14 protein-coding genes are annotated in these 18,593 nt (G+C 33.0%); 8 read left to right on the forward strand and 6 right to left on the reverse strand.

Annotation, left to right across the window (positions count from 1 at the left end):
• Positions 1–41 precede the first annotated feature (41 nt).
• The 6 genes from E0Z07_RS13000 (at position 42) to E0Z07_RS13025 (ending at position 9,308) form a co-directional block, all read left to right on the forward strand.
• Positions 42–1,835 (forward strand): alkaline phosphatase, encoded by a 1,794-nt coding sequence (locus tag E0Z07_RS13000; RefSeq protein ID WP_225581544.1) that lies wholly within the window; start codon positions 42–44, stop codon positions 1,833–1,835.
• Entirely contained in the window at positions 1,835–3,334 is a 1,500-nt protein-coding gene (locus E0Z07_RS13005; RefSeq protein WP_006263505.1) for a calcineurin-like phosphoesterase C-terminal domain-containing protein, read from the forward strand. The genes E0Z07_RS13000 and E0Z07_RS13005 overlap by 1 nt, the downstream gene beginning before the upstream one ends.
• Positions 3,335–3,662: 328 nt before the next feature.
• Positions 3,663–5,150: a S41 family peptidase gene (locus E0Z07_RS13010; protein WP_006265212.1), complete on the forward strand. Its 1,488-nt coding sequence runs from the start codon at positions 3,663–3,665 to the stop codon at positions 5,148–5,150.
• Positions 5,151–5,265: 115 nt separating this feature from the next.
• Entirely contained in the window at positions 5,266–5,976 is a 711-nt protein-coding gene (locus E0Z07_RS13015; RefSeq protein WP_006265213.1) for a sterol desaturase family protein, read from the forward strand.
• A 262-nt stretch (positions 5,977–6,238) separates the two neighbouring features.
• Positions 6,239–7,372: a hypothetical protein gene (locus tag E0Z07_RS13020; RefSeq protein WP_225581545.1), complete on the forward strand. Its 1,134-nt coding sequence runs from the start codon at positions 6,239–6,241 to the stop codon at positions 7,370–7,372.
• 157 nt (positions 7,373–7,529) lie between these two features.
• Positions 7,530–9,308: an aminopeptidase P family protein gene (locus E0Z07_RS13025; protein WP_006265216.1), complete on the forward strand. Its 1,779-nt coding sequence runs from the start codon at positions 7,530–7,532 to the stop codon at positions 9,306–9,308.
• A 49-nt stretch (positions 9,309–9,357) separates the two neighbouring features.
• On the opposite strand, the gene E0Z07_RS13030 is transcribed toward E0Z07_RS13025, so the two are convergent.
• Complete coding sequence (locus E0Z07_RS13030) at positions 9,358–10,221, reverse strand: hypothetical protein (protein ID WP_006258972.1); 864 nt, start codon at positions 10,219–10,221, stop codon at positions 9,358–9,360.
• 736 nt (positions 10,222–10,957) lie between these two features.
• Positions 10,958–11,452, reverse strand: coding sequence for a GNAT family N-acetyltransferase (locus E0Z07_RS13035; RefSeq protein WP_006265219.1), 495 nt, complete (start codon positions 11,450–11,452; stop codon positions 10,958–10,960).
• A gap of 180 nt (positions 11,453–11,632) precedes the next feature.
• Between E0Z07_RS13035 and aroC the strand changes: the two genes are divergently transcribed.
• Complete coding sequence (aroC, locus tag E0Z07_RS13040; RefSeq protein ID WP_006258970.1) at positions 11,633–12,700, forward strand: chorismate synthase; 1,068 nt, start codon at positions 11,633–11,635, stop codon at positions 12,698–12,700.
• 3 nt (positions 12,701–12,703) lie between these two features.
• On the opposite strand, the gene E0Z07_RS13045 is transcribed toward aroC, so the two are convergent.
• The 4 genes from E0Z07_RS13045 to hutI are packed head-to-tail and all read right to left on the reverse strand — an operon-like array spanning position 12,704 to position 17,056.
• Positions 12,704–14,053: a HAMP domain-containing sensor histidine kinase gene (locus E0Z07_RS13045; protein ID WP_006265221.1), complete on the reverse strand. Its 1,350-nt coding sequence runs from the start codon at positions 14,051–14,053 to the stop codon at positions 12,704–12,706.
• Between the two features lies 1 nt (position 14,054).
• Entirely contained in the window at positions 14,055–14,729 is a 675-nt protein-coding gene (locus tag E0Z07_RS13050) for a response regulator transcription factor (protein WP_006265222.1), read from the reverse strand.
• A 2-nt stretch (positions 14,730–14,731) separates the two neighbouring features.
• Complete coding sequence (locus E0Z07_RS13055; protein ID WP_006263511.1) at positions 14,732–15,775, reverse strand: formimidoylglutamase; 1,044 nt, start codon at positions 15,773–15,775, stop codon at positions 14,732–14,734.
• Positions 15,776–15,814: 39 nt separating this feature from the next.
• Positions 15,815–17,056 carry an imidazolonepropionase gene (gene hutI, locus E0Z07_RS13060; RefSeq protein WP_006263512.1) on the reverse strand — a complete coding sequence of 414 codons (1,242 nt, stop codon included), beginning with the start codon at positions 17,054–17,056 and terminating at the stop codon, positions 15,815–15,817.
• A gap of 79 nt (positions 17,057–17,135) precedes the next feature.
• Here hutI and corA point away from each other — a divergent pair, with 79 nt between their 5' ends.
• Complete coding sequence (gene corA, locus E0Z07_RS13065) at positions 17,136–18,221, forward strand: magnesium/cobalt transporter CorA (RefSeq protein ID WP_006263513.1); 1,086 nt, start codon at positions 17,136–17,138, stop codon at positions 18,219–18,221.
• Positions 18,222–18,593 lie beyond the last annotated feature (372 nt).

Below are 18,593 nucleotides of genomic sequence, written 5' to 3' on the forward strand. Positions count from 1 at the left end.
GGCTACCTTTTTGGGGCTAGCCCTCTTTTTTATGCAACACAATGAAACGACTTTTTTTATCTATAGCCTTTATTTCGAGTGTTTTAATGGCTAATGCTCAATCAAAAAATTATAAAATACACTCTCATAATGATTATCATCAATCTACTCCTTTCTGGACGGCTTACTCTAATGGAGCAGAGTCCATAGAGATTGATTTAGTCATAGAACAAGGCAAGTTATATGTAGCACACGAAGTAAGTTCTGTACAAGTGAATAGAACGATAGAAAGCTTGTATTTGGAATCATTAGAAAAAGCTATTCAATTAGGTATCGGTAAGGCAAAGGGACTTAGTTTTTTAATTGATTTAAAATCAAATGCAAATCAGTCTATGGAGCTATTATTACCAGTACTGAAGAAGTATGAACGATTAATTAAAGAACAAGATATCACTTTTGTTATTTCTGGAAATAAGCCAGATACAAAAGTTTTTGAACAATATCCAACCTATGTAAAATTAGATCACCAGAGTTTAACTCCTTTAAAAAATGCAATGCTATGGGAACGAGTAGCCATGGTAAGTCTTAATTTTAAAGACTACTCTGTCTGGAATGGTAAGGGGCGCATGGTAGAAGAAGAAAGACAAAAACTTCAAGAAGTAATAGACTTAGTTCACAAGCAAGGTAAACAAGTCCGCTTTTGGGGAACTCCTGATGGGAAAACAGCATTTAAGGCGTTTTATGATATGGGCATTGATGTTATCAATACTGATAATCCTTATCTAGCACAGACATACTTAAAAAACTTAGATCGTGCTGTATATCATAATAAAACAGTATCTGAGGTCTATAAGCCAACATTTGCAAATGATGATAAGGATTTACCAATTAAGAATGTTATTCTTCTTATAGGGGATGGAAATGGGCTGACGCAGATATCTTCTGCAGCTTTAGCAAATGGAGGTGACTTAAGTTTACTTCAGCTGAAGAGTGTAGGCTTGATCAAAACGCAAGCAGGAGATGATTTTACAACGGACTCTGCTGCAGCAGGAACTGCTTTAGCAACAGGTCAGAAAACCTATAACCGCTCTATTGGGATGGGAATGGATAGAATGCCTTTAAAGAATATGACAGAGTACTTAGCGCCGTTTAATTATAAAACAGGAGTAATTACCACAGATGAGTTAACAGGAGCTACGCCTTCTGCTTTTTATGCACATCAAAAAGATAGAGATGATAGCTCACTAATAGCTCAAGATTTATTAAAAAGTCAACTTTCTCTCTTTGTAGGTGGAGGAAAGAAGTCTTTTAACAATGTGAATCTAAAGCAAGAGTTTACTTTACTAGAGCAAGTAGAACAGCTTAGCACCAGTAAGGATGCTCGTGTTGGTTATTTCTTAGGAGAAGGAGGATTAAAAGGTGTGATAGAAGGAAGAACAGACGTTTTAGCCCAATCTACTAAACACAGTTTAGACTTTTTGTCAAAAGGAAATCAACCTTTCTTTTTAATGGTAGAAGGAGCTAAAATAGATTCTTATGGTCATTTTAATAATACAGGGGGGATTGTAACAGAGGGAATTGACTTCGATAAAGCGATAACAGAAGCTTTAAAATTTGCAGATAAAGACGGGCAAACGTTAGTTATTATAACAGCAGATCACGAGACAGGTGGTTTTGCAATTCCACAAGGAGACGTAAAACAAGGTATTATTGAAGGAGATTTCATTTCTCATGATCATACAGGAGCTATGGTACCTATTTTTGCTTACGGACCTAAATCGGGTGAGTTTAGAGGAACTTATGAGAATAATGAAGTATACCATAAGATTATAAAACTCTTAAATCTAGATAACTAATGAAGCGCTTATTAGTAGGTATAAGTCTTATTATAACGAGTGGAGCTTGGGCTCAAGGGGCACAAGTAACAGGTAGAGTATTTGAAGATACCAATCAAAATAGGCAATACGATAAAGGAGAACCTCTGTTGAAAGATGTTTTGATCAGTAATGGCAAGGATTTAGTTGTGACTAATGCTAAAGGTGAATATAAGATCAACAGTTTAGAGCAAGGTCAAATCTTTTTAATCAAGCCTTCAGGATATCAGTCTCCTTTGTCAAAGTCAAATAAAGTTGAGTTTTATATTCCCTTTGGAGAAGAACATAAGGGTTATGATTTTCCTGTGTATAAGCAAGAGGAAGATAAACCTCTAAAGGCTGTTTTATTGGGAGATTTGCAGTCGGATGTAATGGATGATATTCATCACGTAGAAAAACTCGTGGTAAGCGAATTAGCTACCACACCTCCAGATTTAATCTTTCCGCTTGGAGATTTAGCTTTTGATCGTTTAGAAGTATTTGAACCTTTATCACAGGCATTAGGTGTAATCGGTAGTCCTATATATTATGTAGTTGGAAATCATGATTTAAACTTTGGACCTGGTCTAACACTTCAAGATAGAGATAGTAGTTATAAGAAAGCTTTTGGCCCATCTTATTATGCATTAGAATATGGAGAGGAGCTTATTTTAGTACTTAATAATGTACTTCCTGTAAATGACAAAGAATATATAGGAACAATAGATGAGGTACAAAAAGCTTTTATACAAAATGTACTAGCTCGTTATGCTCTAAAGTATGATAAAGTAAAAGTGATGATGCATATTCCTATTGAGTTTATGGAAGATAAGCAGGAGTTTCTAGACTTGTTTAAGGACTATAAAGAAGTCTTTGTAGCTGTAGGACATACACATACACAGTATCATCAGTACTTTGAAAGAGATAATAAAAAACCTGTACATCAATTAGTAGCTGGAGCTGTTTGTGGTGCGTGGTGGCAAGGGCCTCATGATATCGAAGGTATTCCTTTTGCTATGATGTATGATGGTACTTGGAAGGGATACTGGACACTAGAAACACAAAAAGGAGATTATAACTTATCCTATAAAGTATCTGGTAGAGCTGAGGATAAACAGATTCAGATTTGGACTCCAGAAGTACAAGAGTGGGATAAGAGTTTAGAACACTTAAACGATGGATATGTTTATGCAAATGTATTTGCGGCAGATCTAAATACAGATGTTGAAATAAGCTTCGATGGTGTAAGTTGGCAAAAGATGGAGTACTATGAAGGAGTAGACCCTCATTATACCCGTTTAATAGAGCTACAGAATCAAGGGCGATATAAAAATATGAAAACCTCTCCTTTAGTAGACGCTAAAAGGAAGAGTAAACATTTATGGCGTATGCCAATACCTAAGGGATTAAAAGAAGGCCCTCAGTTAATTAAAGTAAAAGCTATTGATCCTAGATACGGTCTTAATCATGTGGAGAACCGTGTCTTGTGGACCCCAAAATAGTTTTGTTGTAAGAAGTTGTTGTTTCAACTTTTTAGATTAGTAGTGTTTGTATTGGAAGGTGGCCTGGCGAGGTCACCTTTCTTTTTTGAACTCTATTTAAAAGCACAAAGTAGGTTATTTTAAAAAAGATTGTTTTTTTAACTTTTATAAAATAATAAAAATGAGAATTAGCTGTTATAATATACATACTAGTAAAAGTTGCGTAGGTATATGCTTAACTTTATCTTTGTATGCTTAGGAAATAAAGAGATTTGCATAAATTGCTTTTGGAATAATGTTTTAAAATGCTATAAATTCTTTATTTTAGATAATTTAATTGAGAACAGGAATGATAAAAAAAGGTTTATTATTAATTGCCTTATTATTGAGTAGTTCTTTTGTATTAGGACAGAAGAAATATTCGGAGTTGACGAAAGAAGATTATTTAAATGATTTTGATATACTTATTAATATTATAAAAAAGCAACACCCTAATCCATTTCGAACTATTAGTGAAAAGGACTTGGATGCAAAAGTTGCAGAAATAAGAAAAAAACTAGAAGAGAATCCTTCTTATGCTAATTTCTTGTTATCTAATCCGATTCCTCTAATTCACGATGCTCATTCCTCTTTGAGTACAGATAGTACCGTTTTTGAGGATTTTACAAAGGAAACTTCTTTTTTCCCAATTAATACCATTGTTTATGATGGAAAGGTGTTTGTGAATCAACACAACCCTACTATACCTGTAGGAAGTATTATTACAAAAGTAAATGATGTAAAATCAGAAGATTACTTAAAGCGTATTAATGTAACAACGGATGGAAGTATAGAGGCTGATGATGCTAAAGACTTTTCGTTCTATGTGTCTTTAATGAGTCCTGAGCAAGAGTATAAAATCACTTATCTTGATAGTCTAAATGCTGTAGAGAGTAAAGAAGCTACATTAAAGGCAGTTAACTATGCACGAAACTATTACAATGTACAGAAAGCTATATTGCCAGTAGATATCATTAGTTATTCTTATGGAATTTATGGACAGAAGGTCAATGACGATACATACTGCCTAACGATTAAGACTTTTGCTTTTTCAGAAGAGTTCGCCTACCAGAAGTTAAGTTCTTTCTTTGAGAAGATTAATGAAGAAGGAGTGAAGAATTTAATTATTGATATCAGAGGTAATGGAGGAGGGTATCTAAGTAATATTCCTTTGTTTTACTCTTTTATATCACAAGAAAAAGTGTTTAAGAATAATTATCGATATGCAACTAAGGTAATAGACATCAATGTACGTGAGAATCTTATAGATGCTAGTGGTAGACAGTATTCTGATATGGATATTAAGAATATGAATAACTTTATGTTCCAGAGATATGATAAGAGTGAGGTAGAAGGAGATGAGTACTATTATGGTAATAATCGATTAGACGAGTCTTATGTAGAGAACTATCCTCGTGATCGATATTTCTTTGAAGGGAATACGATGTTATTAATAGATAATAACACAGTATCAGCAGCAGCGTATTTTGCTTCTTTATTTAAAGAGAATAAAAGAGGGATTATCATAGGACAAGAGACACGCACCTGTAGTAACTTCACTACTGCATCTTGGTTTATTAATTATAAACTGCCTAATACGCAGACAGTGGTAGATTTGCCTCGATCAGAAGTGTTTTTTAATAATTCAATTAGTACAGATAAGGGGTGTAGAGGAGTACTACCAGACTATACTGTAGATGAAAAAGGTTTTTATAGAAGTATCTTAAACGAAGAAGACCCTGAACTTACATTTGCTTTAGATCTACTAAAGAGACAAGCTCAAAATGAAGAACAGTAATTAAGAATACTCTAAATAAATATAGATATAAGATGTAGAAGGATGACTCAAGCAGTCATCCTTTTTATTATATGTTTTTTGTAAGTTTGATTATTAATAATATAAATGGAGAACCATGTTAGATCTAGTGATCGGAATGTCTATTACACAACTAGTCCTTTTTAGTATAGTATTGAATATACTGTTCTATGGTGTATCTATTGGTTTGTATTTGACTCTAAACAGATGTAAGAAGGGAGAGTATATCCAAGAAATAAAACAAGAGATTACTAGAAGAGATTTAATATTATCATTTGTTGTTTTACTGTGTAATGCAGGCGTTTTTGTATTAGGAGTAGGGTTGTATAATTATGGATATATTCATGTATTAGAAGGGAGCTCTATCACTGTTATAGCTCTACAAACATTAGGACTAGTGATCGGTATGGACTTTCTGATGTATGTATTTCACAGATTAGCTCATATCCCGATTTTTTATCCATTAGCGCATCTAAGACATCATGAGCACAACAGTGTTAATGCGATAAGTTTATTTGTATTACATCCACTAGAGGCTATTGGTTTTGGGCTACTGTTTATCTTGTTGTTGTGTATATATCCTTTTGACACTTTTTCGATAGGACTTTATTTATTTATTAATCTTATTTGGGGAACTATAGGTCATATAGACAAGGATGTGTTTAAGAATACTTACTTTGAACGTTGGACACGAGATATACTGTGTCTTACCTTGTTTCACAATATTCATCATCAAGATCCGAACTGTAATTATGGTTTTTACACTTTATTATGGGACAAACTTTTTAAAACGTATCGAAAAATATAATAAATGTCTTGTAAACGTTTGAATATTAGTAGGGTACTAATTTTTTTGCTATCATTATAATGATGTGATTTACTTGTTTCCTTTTGTAAGGTGTTGATATATAATGGTGTCTATATCTATATAGTGGTTTATAACTATCTATTTAATTGTTTTTGGAAACGTAATTTTATTTTTTTGTCATTTGAAATTTGTAAATTTGATATTCATGGTTTTAGACAAGGAGTTTAGGATTATGCATACTATGTTATTTAAAAAGAAAAATATGAAAAAGGGTATTGTATTATTGGCACTAAGTATAGGAGGAGTACTATATGCGCAAGATCATACTACAGTGACAGATTCTATACATAGAGATACTCTTAAGTTGAAGGATATTAGTTATCTAGTAGAGACTTCTACTGTTAATGATAGTTTGAAAGTTGTAGAGAAGACAGCATCATATCCTAATACATTATCTATGTTAACGGATCGATTAAAGTTTATTTCACTTTATGATCAGCAAGCTAAGGCATATATAGAGGTAGAGAATAAACAAGATACAATACAGGTAAAGGCTATATATCAAGAAGGGGAGATATATAAAGGACTATTAGTAGAAGAGAATGTATCTAATGATCTTGATATCGTTTATTATGAAGATGCTATTCCGAGATATCGTTATACTACAGATCATGATTATCATTACTATACACTATTATCTAGTGAGTTAGATAAGAATGATTCTATACGTGGGCAGTTCTATGACTTACATGAAGGGAGCCTATTACCTTTAAAGCAAGAGTATGTAGATGGACAATGGGTAACAACATGGCAGAAAGACTTAGAACAGCAAGAAGTAGTGATAAATGGCTTATCTACACCTGTTACCTTATTTACTTCATTAGACAATAAAAAAGAGCGCATGTTATGGAAAATAAAGGATGAACAGGAGGTCTTACATTATATATTTTTACAAAGGGAGGGAAATATGATTCTAATCTATGAACAAGCTTGTCCTATAGTAGAAGGAGAAGAGGTGTATCTAAATGTTGCCTCAATGATAAACGTTGGTTTTGACAAAAAAAGGGTAACTGCTAGGACTAATAATAAGGAATCTATCTCAGATGTTTACTTTGAAAACTTTGGTAAACGCGATTGGAAAAAGCCTAATCAGTATGTTTTTGATTATTATAGAAGATCTGATAAGAAGCTTGTACGCGCTCGTGTGATATTAGATAAAACAGTTATAGTTAATAAAGTGTTTTCAGATTTCGTAATTGCAGTCGCTAATAACCCAGAGTTGTTTAGAAGGGATGTTCAATTAAAAGACTTTTCTTTTGAAGATGTATTAAGCAAACAAATTCTAAGATTAGATTCTTCTATTAAGCCGACTCACATTTTAGACGAACAGAAATAACATAAAAGAAGCCAACTAAATGTTGGCTTTTTTTGTGTTTAATAGTTTAAAAATTAAGCTACTATCTACAGAAGTAAAAACTATTCTAATTTAACAGATTTATCTTTTTGTAGTACTCGTCATTTTGTACCTTTAGCTTGAAAAATTTATTATCGTAATGACATATTTAGAAAAATTATCGAAGATACGTTCACTGATGAAGGAGAGAGGAATTGATGGATACATTATCCCTTCTTCAGATCCACATATCAGTGAATATTTACCAGATTATTATAAGTGTATAGTTTGGACATCTGGTTTTAGTGGTTCAGCAGGAACATTAGTGATTACACAAGATTTTGCTGGATTATGGACTGACTCTCGTTATTTTGTACAAGGACCAGCACAGTTAAAAGGATCTGGTTTTGAGTTAGTAAAATTAAAAGTTCAACATGCACCTGAGTATGTGTCATGGTTAGGAGATAAATTACAAGCAGGTAATACAGTTGCCTTTGATGGTAATTTAGCTTCATTAGCAGTAGCGAATGCTGTAAATACTATATTAGGTCCTTTAAACATTAAGGTAGATGGTCATGTAGACTTATTAGATGTAATATGGAATGATAGACCAGCTTTACCTACAGAGCCAGCTTATACATTACCTATTTCTATTACAGGGCAATCTACTCCAGATAAGATAGCAGCTGTACGCAAAGTTTTAAAACAAAAAAGAGCGACATGTCACCTAATTTCATCTTTAGATGATTTAGCTTGGATATTGAATATAAGAGGTACAGATGTAAAATGTAATCCTGTTACACTTGGTTTTGTATTTATCAGCCAGGATAAATCTATCTTATTCATTGATTCTAAGAAATTAGATAAAGGTACAGCTGAGGAGTTACAAGGATATGGTATCTTAATCAAACCTTATGAGGAAGTAAGAAATTACTTAAAATCACTAGGAACAAGCGAAACTATCTTATTAGATCCTAAGCGTACTTGTTTTGCTACTTATGATTCTGTTCCTGAGGGGGTAACTATCTTAGAGGATATGAATCCGTCTACTATGCTAAAAGCAGTGAAGAATGAAGTAGAGTTAAATCATGAGCGACATGCCATGATTAATGATGGTGTAGCACTGACCAAATTCTTTAAATGGATAGAAGAAAATGTAGCTTCAGGCGAATTATCTGAGATGAGTATTGCAGATCATTTAAGAGGATTACGCGCAGAACAGCCAGGTTTTAAAGATATTAGTTTTGACACTATTGCTGGATATAAAGATCACGGAGCTTTACCACACTATAAGGCAGAATTGGATAGCAACTATAAATTAGAGGCTAAAGGATTGCTATTAGTAGATTCTGGTGGACAATACGAGACAGGAACTACAGATATTACACGTGTGGTATCTTTAGGACAGTTGACTCAAGAAGAAAAAGAAGATTACACTATTGTTTTAAAAGGAACGATAGAAGGATCTATGGCTATCTTCACTAAAGGTACTAGAGGATATCAAATCGATGCTATAACACGTCGTCCTATCTGGGCTACTATGCGTAACTATGGACATGGTACAGGTCATGGAGTAGGATTCTTCTTGAACGTACACGAGGGGCCTCATACTTTTAATGGTGCTGCAGTAGATATTGCGATAGAGCCAGGAATGATCAGTTCTATAGAACCAGGATTATACAGAGAAGGTAAGCACGGTATTCGTATCGAAAACTTAGTAGTATCTAAGGATTTAGCTTCTAATCAATTCGGTGATTTTATGGATTTCGAAACAATCACCATCTGTTATATCGCAACAGATTTAGTAGAGAAGTCACTATTAGATCAAGTACATATTGATTGGTTAAATAACTATAATCAATGGGTGTATGAATCTTTAGAATCAAAATTATCAGCAGAAGAAGCTGCTTGGTTAAAAGAAAAGACAAAAGCAATTTAAGTTACATATAAAAAGGTTGATTCATTTGAATCAACCTTTTTTACTTTTATTACGCTTGTAATATGTTTGAGTAGCGAATAATAGGATTATATCCGTTACTTTCAAATTTTTTGTACTTTGTGATCAATGACTCAGTAGAGTTAAAGCCACATACATCAGCAATCTCTTCGAATGAATTCTTTGTAAAGAATACAAGTTCTAAACTCTGTAGGTACTTTCTCTTATCATAAAAGGTAAGGTACCCTTCTCCAAAGAAATAGATAAAATCATTATTAAAGTCTACACTAGAGATATTCTTTTTATCTAGTACTTCTTTTAGAGCCTGTGGTGTGGTTACTTTACTTAATGCTAATTCTCTATACAGCTTTATATATTTAGCCTTGTCTTTCATATAGAAATCTACTTCTAATAAAGAATCAATACGTTCATTACGAATGTTTAAGTAGAATAAGTTTAGTATAAATTCTCCTGTCTTAGAATCTTTAAATAAAGTTCCTCCTAAGCCACATAATCTATTTTCTCTATTTAGACAGTTAAATCTAATGTAGTGATAAGTGTCTTCGCTTAACCCTTTATTTAAAAAAGGAAGATCACCTAGTACTACTTTTAAAATCTGCTGTTGAACTTTAGGTTCAAACTTGTCAAAGTTAATATCTCTTAGTGGTTTAAAATTTTTATCCAATACTAATGAGAAAGCTTCTGCATATTGAACATTGTCTTTCTCTTGTTGTATAGTCGCATAGTTTAAGTGAACTAATGACTTATACAGCGTAGTTGTCATTGAATCAAAATAGTTGTAGTGGAATCGTTGCCAAGCTAGAGAATGCTTGTTTGCTTTAATGTTGAGGTTAGTAAATTTCTCTACGAATACCCCCAGAACATCTGAGAGTTCTTCAAATAATTCAAGTGTCATAATAAGTTGTTTGATTAGTTAGGTTTTGTTAAGGACAATTTATATAATTTTTCTATAAAAACAAACAAGAATATTTTAATTTAAGCGTTTATTCTTGTGTTAAAATTATAAATAGCTAAATGTTTATGGTATACTATTGCATTATAGTTAATAGTGTGATATCGCTTAATGTCTGTATAACCGTGGTGTTTAGAAGATTTTAGTATGGAAATATAAAGTAAGAAAAACAGGTTATGAGGAATCTTTATAAATTGACTTTAAATACTTGAATGACCTAAAAAGAACTGTTTTTTCTCCCTTTGAAAACTATAATTTTTTATAAAAACAGTGTTTTGTACTACTATGAATGTATTCATCTTGCTTAAAGATGTCCTTTAGGTTTAATAAAATGTGATTTTTGTACAGAAAATAACCTTTGTCTGCAGTAGTAAAGATGAAAATTAGAATCGAGCTGATCTATGTTATCTATAAACTCAATTCTGACTGTAGGTATGATTACTTATAGGAGAGTAATTGTAAAAGAATAGAAGCAATATTATAAGACTGTACAGTACTAAGTAGGATTGTGAACTATAGTTGTATAGCTATAGAAGGGCTAGACATTCGAATCCTTAGTGAGTCCGTTAAAACAAACATTATAACGGAGTCACTAAGGAAATAATCTGTTGAAAATTTAGATCGACTAGCAACTTTGTCACTAGAAAATAGAAATATGTATAATAGCTATAGTAAGTGGTTACTTTTTAGTATAGTCCATTTGTTTACTAAACCATTGTTCTCCATTTGGTAGATCAAAACTTCTCATAGGAACATCAGCAAAGGTAAAGCCTATTTTTTCATAACATTTAATAGCTCCAATATTCCAATCAAATACATTAAGGATAACAGAATCACTTTGAATGTCATTTAGACAATAATCTACAAAGGCTTGCATCATCTTTTGTCCATATCCTTTTCCTCTATTGTTTCGATCACCTACTACTATACGAGCTAGTTTAGTAGCATTATCCTCCATTAAAATAATTTCACCTACTCCAATTGTAGTCTCATTATCACTATCAATTGCTTTAAAGAATAAAGAATTCTCGACTTTTAAGAATTGTTCGACTTGATCCTCTGTTAGAGGGTAAGTAAATGCAGTTCCTCCAAATTGAAGTAGTTCTTCTTCCGTAAAATTCCAATCTATAATTATTTGGGCATCCGTTTTGGTAAATGGTTTTAGTATAATCATTTGTTTTATTTTGAATTACAAATATATCGATATCTGCTTAAAAAAGGAAGTGGTTAGGGAATATAGAAGGACTTTGGGAGTAAATAAGGTAAGGTCTAGAAAGTAACTTTGTCAAAAAATATCTAGAATAACAAGGTGCAAAACTTAGAAAAGTGGTAAACTTGTATAAAATACATTAATATGGCAGGTAATACTTATGGCAATAGATTTAGAGTAACTACTTTCGGTGAATCTCATGGAGTAGCGATCGGTGGTATTATAGACGGTTGTCCAGCAGGGATAGAGTTAGATTTAGAACAAATTCAGTTGGAATTAGACAGACGTAAACCAGGTCAATCTAAGATAGTTACACAGCGAAAAGAAGCGGATGAAGTAAAGTTTCTTTCAGGAATATTTGAAGGGAAGACAACAGGTACTCCTATTGGTTTTGTAATTGAAAATACAAATTCAAAATCAAAGGATTATGATCATATCAAAGATATTTATCGTCCAAGCCATGCAGATTATGTATATGATGAAAAATATGGACATCGTGACCACAGAGGAGGTGGGCGTAGTTCTGCTCGTGAGACTGCCAGTAGAGTAGTAGCGGGAGCAATAGCAAAACAAGTATTAAAAGAAATAAAAATAACAGCTTATGTATCTTCAGTAGGAGATATTGCTGTTGAGAAAAAATACAGTGAATTAGATTTTAACGAGATAGAGAACAATCCTGTTCGTTGTGCTGATCCTATTAAAGCAGTAGAAATGGAGACTTTAATTAAGGAAGTAAAAAAAGATGGGGATTCTATAGGAGGAACTATTATATGCGTAGTACAGAACGTGCCTGTAGGATTAGGAGAACCTGTATTTGATCGACTTGATGCTGATTTGGCTAAAGCTATGCTTGGGATCAATGCTGTTAAAGGAGTAGAGTTTGGTCGTGGTTTTGAAGGGACAAAGATGAGAGGTAGTCAGCATAATGATTCTATCCTTCCTGATGGCTCTACAACAACCAATAATGCAGGAGGAATAGTAGGCGGTATAAGTAATGGAATGGATATTTACTTTAAAGTTGCTTTTAAACCAACTGCTACCTTAATGAAAGACCAGCAGTCTATCAATACCGCACATGAGGTGGTGACTGTACAAGGGAAAGGTAGACACGATGCTTGTGTATTACCACGTGCAGTGCCTATTGTGGAAGCTATGACCGCAATCACGCTTCTAGATTTTTATATCGAACAGTTTGGTTTCAAAAGAAAATAAACTTTAAAATGTTAAAGTAATAATTGTCCCTTGTTCTAACTGAGAAATAATGTCGAATTTAATGTGATGTTGTTCAAAGATGATAGTAGCAAGGGACAGTCCTATACCACTTCCTTTAATATCTCCGACATTTTTACCTCTGTAGAATGTTTGTTTTATAAAAGTAAGTTCTTCTTCTGAGATACCTTTTCCATGGTCTTTTACCTCTAGTTGTAGCCTATTGTTATGTAGAGACAGCTCTACTGAAACAGGTTTGCTATTAGAGTATTTTACAGCATTTTCGACAATATTGTATAATGCTAGATGGATTAGAGTTTCGTTACCTTTATACTCTAGTTTAGTGAAATCATCTACATTGATATTTATCTCTAAGGTAGTCTGTAGTTCTGTTAGCTTATCCTGTAATGCTTCATATATATTCCAGATTATCTCATCTATTCTGAATAGACTAGCGTCTTTATCCGTATTCTTTAGACCTGATAATAAAAGAAGATTACTTAAGATATTCTCTATCTTGTACACATTTTTTAAAGCCTCCTTGACTACTTGATTATATTCTTCAGGAGAACGTTCTTTCTGAGCAAAAACTTCTAGGTTACCACTGATAGCAGTAAGGGGAGTTTTAAACTCATGAGAGACATAGTTAATAAAGTTCTTTTGAATCAAGAATGTTTCAGATAGTCTGATTAGTAGGTTGTTATAAGTAGAGATTAATTCTTCTAATTCATCATTTGTTTTCGGTACTTCTATACCGTTTTCTAGATTAGAGTAGTTTACCTCATTTACCTGTTGCACAATATTCTTAAGGGGTTTATAGGCGATATTAGAGATGTATTTACTTAAAAAATAAATAGCTAGTAAACCTCCCACAAGTACAATGCATAGAATAAAAATAAGACTTTTCATCTGATTCAGAAAGTCAGCTGTAGACTCTCTCGTATATACTACGAAATCCCCTTGGTTATCAGGGTAATATATTCCGTAATAAAAAAAATCATTTGCTTTAAATCGATGTGATTTATCTGTTCTAGTTTTGCTTAAAATAGCGTTTGTCAGTACAGGATCATTAACTAGAGCTCCATAGGATAACTGATTACTAAAGTTATATACAGCTACATTTTTAGATTGAATGGTAGCTCTAAACTCCTCTTTTACAACAGAATGTTCTGTATGAGATAGTTCGTCTTGTTCTAAGTAATATATTGCAGATAGGAGGGTAGTATTCTTCAGATTACTAAACACAGACTCTTGTGTCTTAGAGAAGTAAGCTAAGAATATAATAAGTGATGCAATAAAAAATACTATGCCAAATACTATAGTACTGTAGGTGGTAAGACGAGTGCGTAAATTCATATCATTCTTGTAGCATATAGCCAGTTCCTTTTATGGTGTGTATTATTTTTCCTTTAGAATCATCTATTTTACTTCTTAGATAAGAAATATAGACATCTACTACATTGGTATTGGTATCAAATTGTATTCCCCATACTCGTTCTAGAATCTGCATCCTAGAGACTACGCGATCTTTATTTTCTAATAAGAAAAGTAATAATTTGTATTCTCTAGGTGACAGATCTATTGTTTTATCTCCTTGTGTGACTAGATGTTTTTCAGGGTCTAGTTTTAAATCACCACAGATATAGATATGGTCTTTTTTTTCGTAATTAAATTTAGTTCGTCTTGTTAAGGCATTAATTCTCGATAGTAATTCGCTAAAGTGAAAAGGCTTTGTTAAGTAGTCATCAGCACCACTGTCTAGAGCAGATATCTTATCAGTGGTTTCGCTTAGAGCGCTTAACATCAGTATAGGGGTATAGTTCTTTTTAAAACGAATCATTTTGGTTAACTGAATACCATCTATACCTGGAAGCATTATATCCATTAAGATAAGATCCCAATCAGCACTGAGAATAAGATCTCTAGCTTCTTCTCCAGAAGCAGCAAGTTGTACTTGCATACCATTTTCCTTTAAACCTTTGACGATAAAGTCACTGATGCGAGAATCGTCTTCTACAAGTAATATATTCAAGACTAAATTTTTTCTGTATTTGATTTGATAAAATCTGTTACTAAATAAGTGATTAACTTCCCTACAAGATGACTGTTCTGCTCGAAATCTAAAGAAGGAGCCCCTTCACAGATGTGAAGATATCCAACATTCTTAGATTTAGCAAAGTAGTGTATGAACTGTCTCAACCTCTCAGCAGAGAACCCTGTAGGCGTGATAGCACTACTAGCTACTAGTGGTACAGCATCTAAATCTATTTCGATACCATAAGTATTGTTTTCGATATGTCGTTGAGCAGTTAGTAATTCGGTGTCAAAAGATTTCTCTTTGCGAATGCGTATTTGCTCATAAGTATTATACTTAACGCGGTCTGCATGAAGTTTTATATCCCCAAAAACAGTCTTAGAAGTATAGTTCTCATGAAGACCGAAGATAAAATAGTTCTTTAAAAAACCTTCTTCGAATGCATAAGAAAACCCGTTACCACTATGTCTTCCTTCTAGTGGTCTAAAATCTGTATGCGCATCAAAGTTGATTACATTAATGGCTTTGCCCTTGGCTAAGGCAAGTCCTTTAATATTACCATAAGCATTATTATGTCCACCACCTATAACAATAGGTATTTTGCCTGCCTTTACAATTTTAGCGATGGTATGTGATACTTCTTTATCTATACGAGACACTAATTCGAAGAGTCTTTTGCGATCTTCTCTATTATTGGGGTCTAGTTGTTCTGCTTCTTTTTGTTCTTCACTGAAATCTAAATGGCCAATTAACGTAGTCCAACTTCCTTTACAGAATCTGTTGTGTTGAATATTTAAAAGGCTGTTTAAGAAATTTTGCCAAGCAGAAGAAGTACCTGTACGGCCTAGATTAGCTTTTACACCTATATCTTCAGGAATACCAATAATAGCATATTTAGCGTCTGTAGCGGTTAATTCATTATGCCAATTCTCTTCTGATTCTAAAGTGTGAACTCTTTCACCAAATTTGATTTCCCCACTTCTGAATTTGGTCAAGGCAACCAAATCAGTTTTCTTAAATAACACTAGTTTTTGTTTGTTCATAGCGATGTTGTTGTGATGCAATTGATACTAGGGTATCTTTTATTTTTGTATTTGTCCATTTAGAATTACCTGATCTATAAGGTTAGAACCAAAAGCATAAGGTAATTCATAAAATGAATTTAGTGGTTTTGTGATAATTAAACTAGCTTTTTTACCTTTTGTTATACTACCGTACTCTTGTTGTAGTCCCATTGCATAAGCTCCATTTATTGTAGCTGCATTAATCGCTTCTTCAGGAGTCATTTTCATTTTGATACATGCTGTAGCTACGACAAAGTTCATATTTCCAGACGGTGTAGTACCAGGATTAGAATCAGAAGCTAAAGCTAGTGGTAGACCTGCTTCTAACATCTTTCTAGCAGGAGTATAAGGAATAGAAATAAAGAAAGAACATGTAGGTAAGGCTACAGGCATTGTTTTGCTTCCTTTTAGAATTTCGATATCTTCGTCTGTTACTATTTCTAGATGATCTACTGATAGAGCACCGTTTTTTACACAAGTTTCGATTCCTCCAATAGCAGTAAACTGGTTAACATGTACTTTAGCAATAAGCCCGTGTTCTTGTCCTGCTTTAATGATACGCTCTGTCTCTTCACAAGAGAAATAACCTGTCTCTAAGAAAGCGTCTACATACTCAGCTAAGTTTTCTTTAGCAATAGCTGGAATCATTTCATTGACTATAAGGTCGATATATCCCTGGTGGTTATCTTTATATTCAGTAGGGAAGGCGTGAGCACCTAAGAAAGTAGCTTTAATGGCTATAGGGTAGTTTTCTTTTAGTTTTTTAATCACGCGTAGCATCTTAAGCTCAGCTTCTACTGTTAATCCGTATCCTGATTTTATTTCAACAGCTCCAGTACCTTGACTGATTACTTCTTCTAAACGTTTGCGCGATTGTTCATATAAATCTTCTTCTGAAGTTTCTTGTAGTTTTTTTGCAGAGTTTAAGATTCCACCTCCTCTGTTGAAGATTTCTTCATAACTAAGCCCATTGATGCGGTCTACGAACTCTAATTCTCTATTACCAGCATAGACTAAGTGTGTGTGACTATCTACCCATGTAGGTAAGATGGTTTTCCCAGTAGCATCTATTACTTGATCCATTTCACTTTCATTAGGACAAGTATCCATCGTACCATAATCCGCTATCAAGTCGTGTTCTATAATTAGATATGCATTGTCTAGCTTAGGTAAAGTTGCCATATCTGCACCAGATACTTTCTCTATAGCTTCATTTCTAACTTGTAGTATTTCTTTTATATTCTTAATTAGTGTTTTCATATTTGTTTGAGTTGTTTTTTTAGGCTTATAAATGAGATAAAAGTCTAAAAACTTTTATCTTTAAGCAAATTTACAAAATGTGAGACGAGTTAAATATAAGAAAACTAGAAAACTTCAACCAAATTCTCTAGAATATGCAGGTTCTTTTCCAGAGGTACCTATTTCTATGCAATTGTTTATCTACGATGAGAATACATTCGAGGAGTACAATGATTTAAGTTTGAAGGAAATAGAAGAGATATTATTAGCAGCATCTCCTAATGCTATAAAGTGGTTTAATCTACATGGACTACATGATATAGATTTATTAAAAGAAGTTGGAAGTTTTTTTCATATAGAATCTTATATCATGGCAGAGATTCTAAATTTCTCTAGAAGAACAAGAGTAGAGGAGTTAGATAATACACTGTTCTTTAGCGTTAAGGCCATTTTGCCGTCTTCTAATGAAGATATTCTAGTAGGGATAGAACAGATAAGCTTTATCCTCCAAGAGAATGTACTGTTGTCATTTCAAGAGAAAAGAGGAGCCTTCTTTAATTTGATCAGAGAGCGTATTAGAACCAAAACAGGACAAATAAGAAGAAAAGATTCAGGATATCTATTATATGGATTACTAGATTCTTTAATGGAGAGTTATTTTGTAACCTTAGACTTGATAGAAGATAATGTAGAACAGATTCTTTTAGAGGCTAGAACTAAATATCACAAGCAAATTCTGGTAAGTATAGAAGAATATACTCAACAACTACAAGAGGTAAAACGAGCTATTATACCGTTAAGAGAAGTGCTATACAACCTAAAAACACAGCATGATAAAAAGAATGTAGAGAGTCAAATCAGTAGAAATAGTATTGTTTTCTTTGACCGATTACAGTATAAAAGCTATGAAATGCTCGATCAGATAGATTATAATCTAAACAAACTAGATAGTGCTACCAACTATTATTTCTCTTCTCAGAGCAATCGAATGAATGAAATCATGAAGGTATTGACTATTGTATCTGTAGTCTTTATTCCGCTAACATTTATTGTTGGGGTGTATGGAATGAACTTTGAGAATATGCCAGAATTAAAAACAGAGAATGGTTATTTCTATACTTTATGGGTAATGTTAGGCTTGGTTGTTCTCATGATAAGTTATTTTAAATGGAGAAAATGGTTCTAATAAACTTCTTGTTATATTAGATTGACTGTAAAAGTCGAGAAGGAAAGTTTAACCCAGATTAAGCATTAGCCAAAGACTGCAAAGCAATTCTACTTCATATCTCTTTCATTTCTTCTAAAACCATACTACAGTATGCTTTTTTCTTAAATTCAGAGCTATTTTGTATAATTACTTTTCGTTTCTATGTTTATCGCTTAATCTGGGTTTAAAACAATATCTTTGTTTTATGATGGATAGCAAAGAAATATTAAACTAATCTTGATAGAGTATTTGGTAGAGCTTTCAATATTTTAAGAGTTGAAGAAAGAAATAGTTGTTTAGCTATTTCTTTCGAAGAAAAAGTGCTTACTTCCACTTTTTTCCATTTTCTTC

Source organism: Myroides odoratimimus (assembly GCF_004337635.1).
GTDB classification, from domain to species: domain Bacteria; phylum Bacteroidota; class Bacteroidia; order Flavobacteriales; family Flavobacteriaceae; genus Flavobacterium; species Flavobacterium odoratimimum.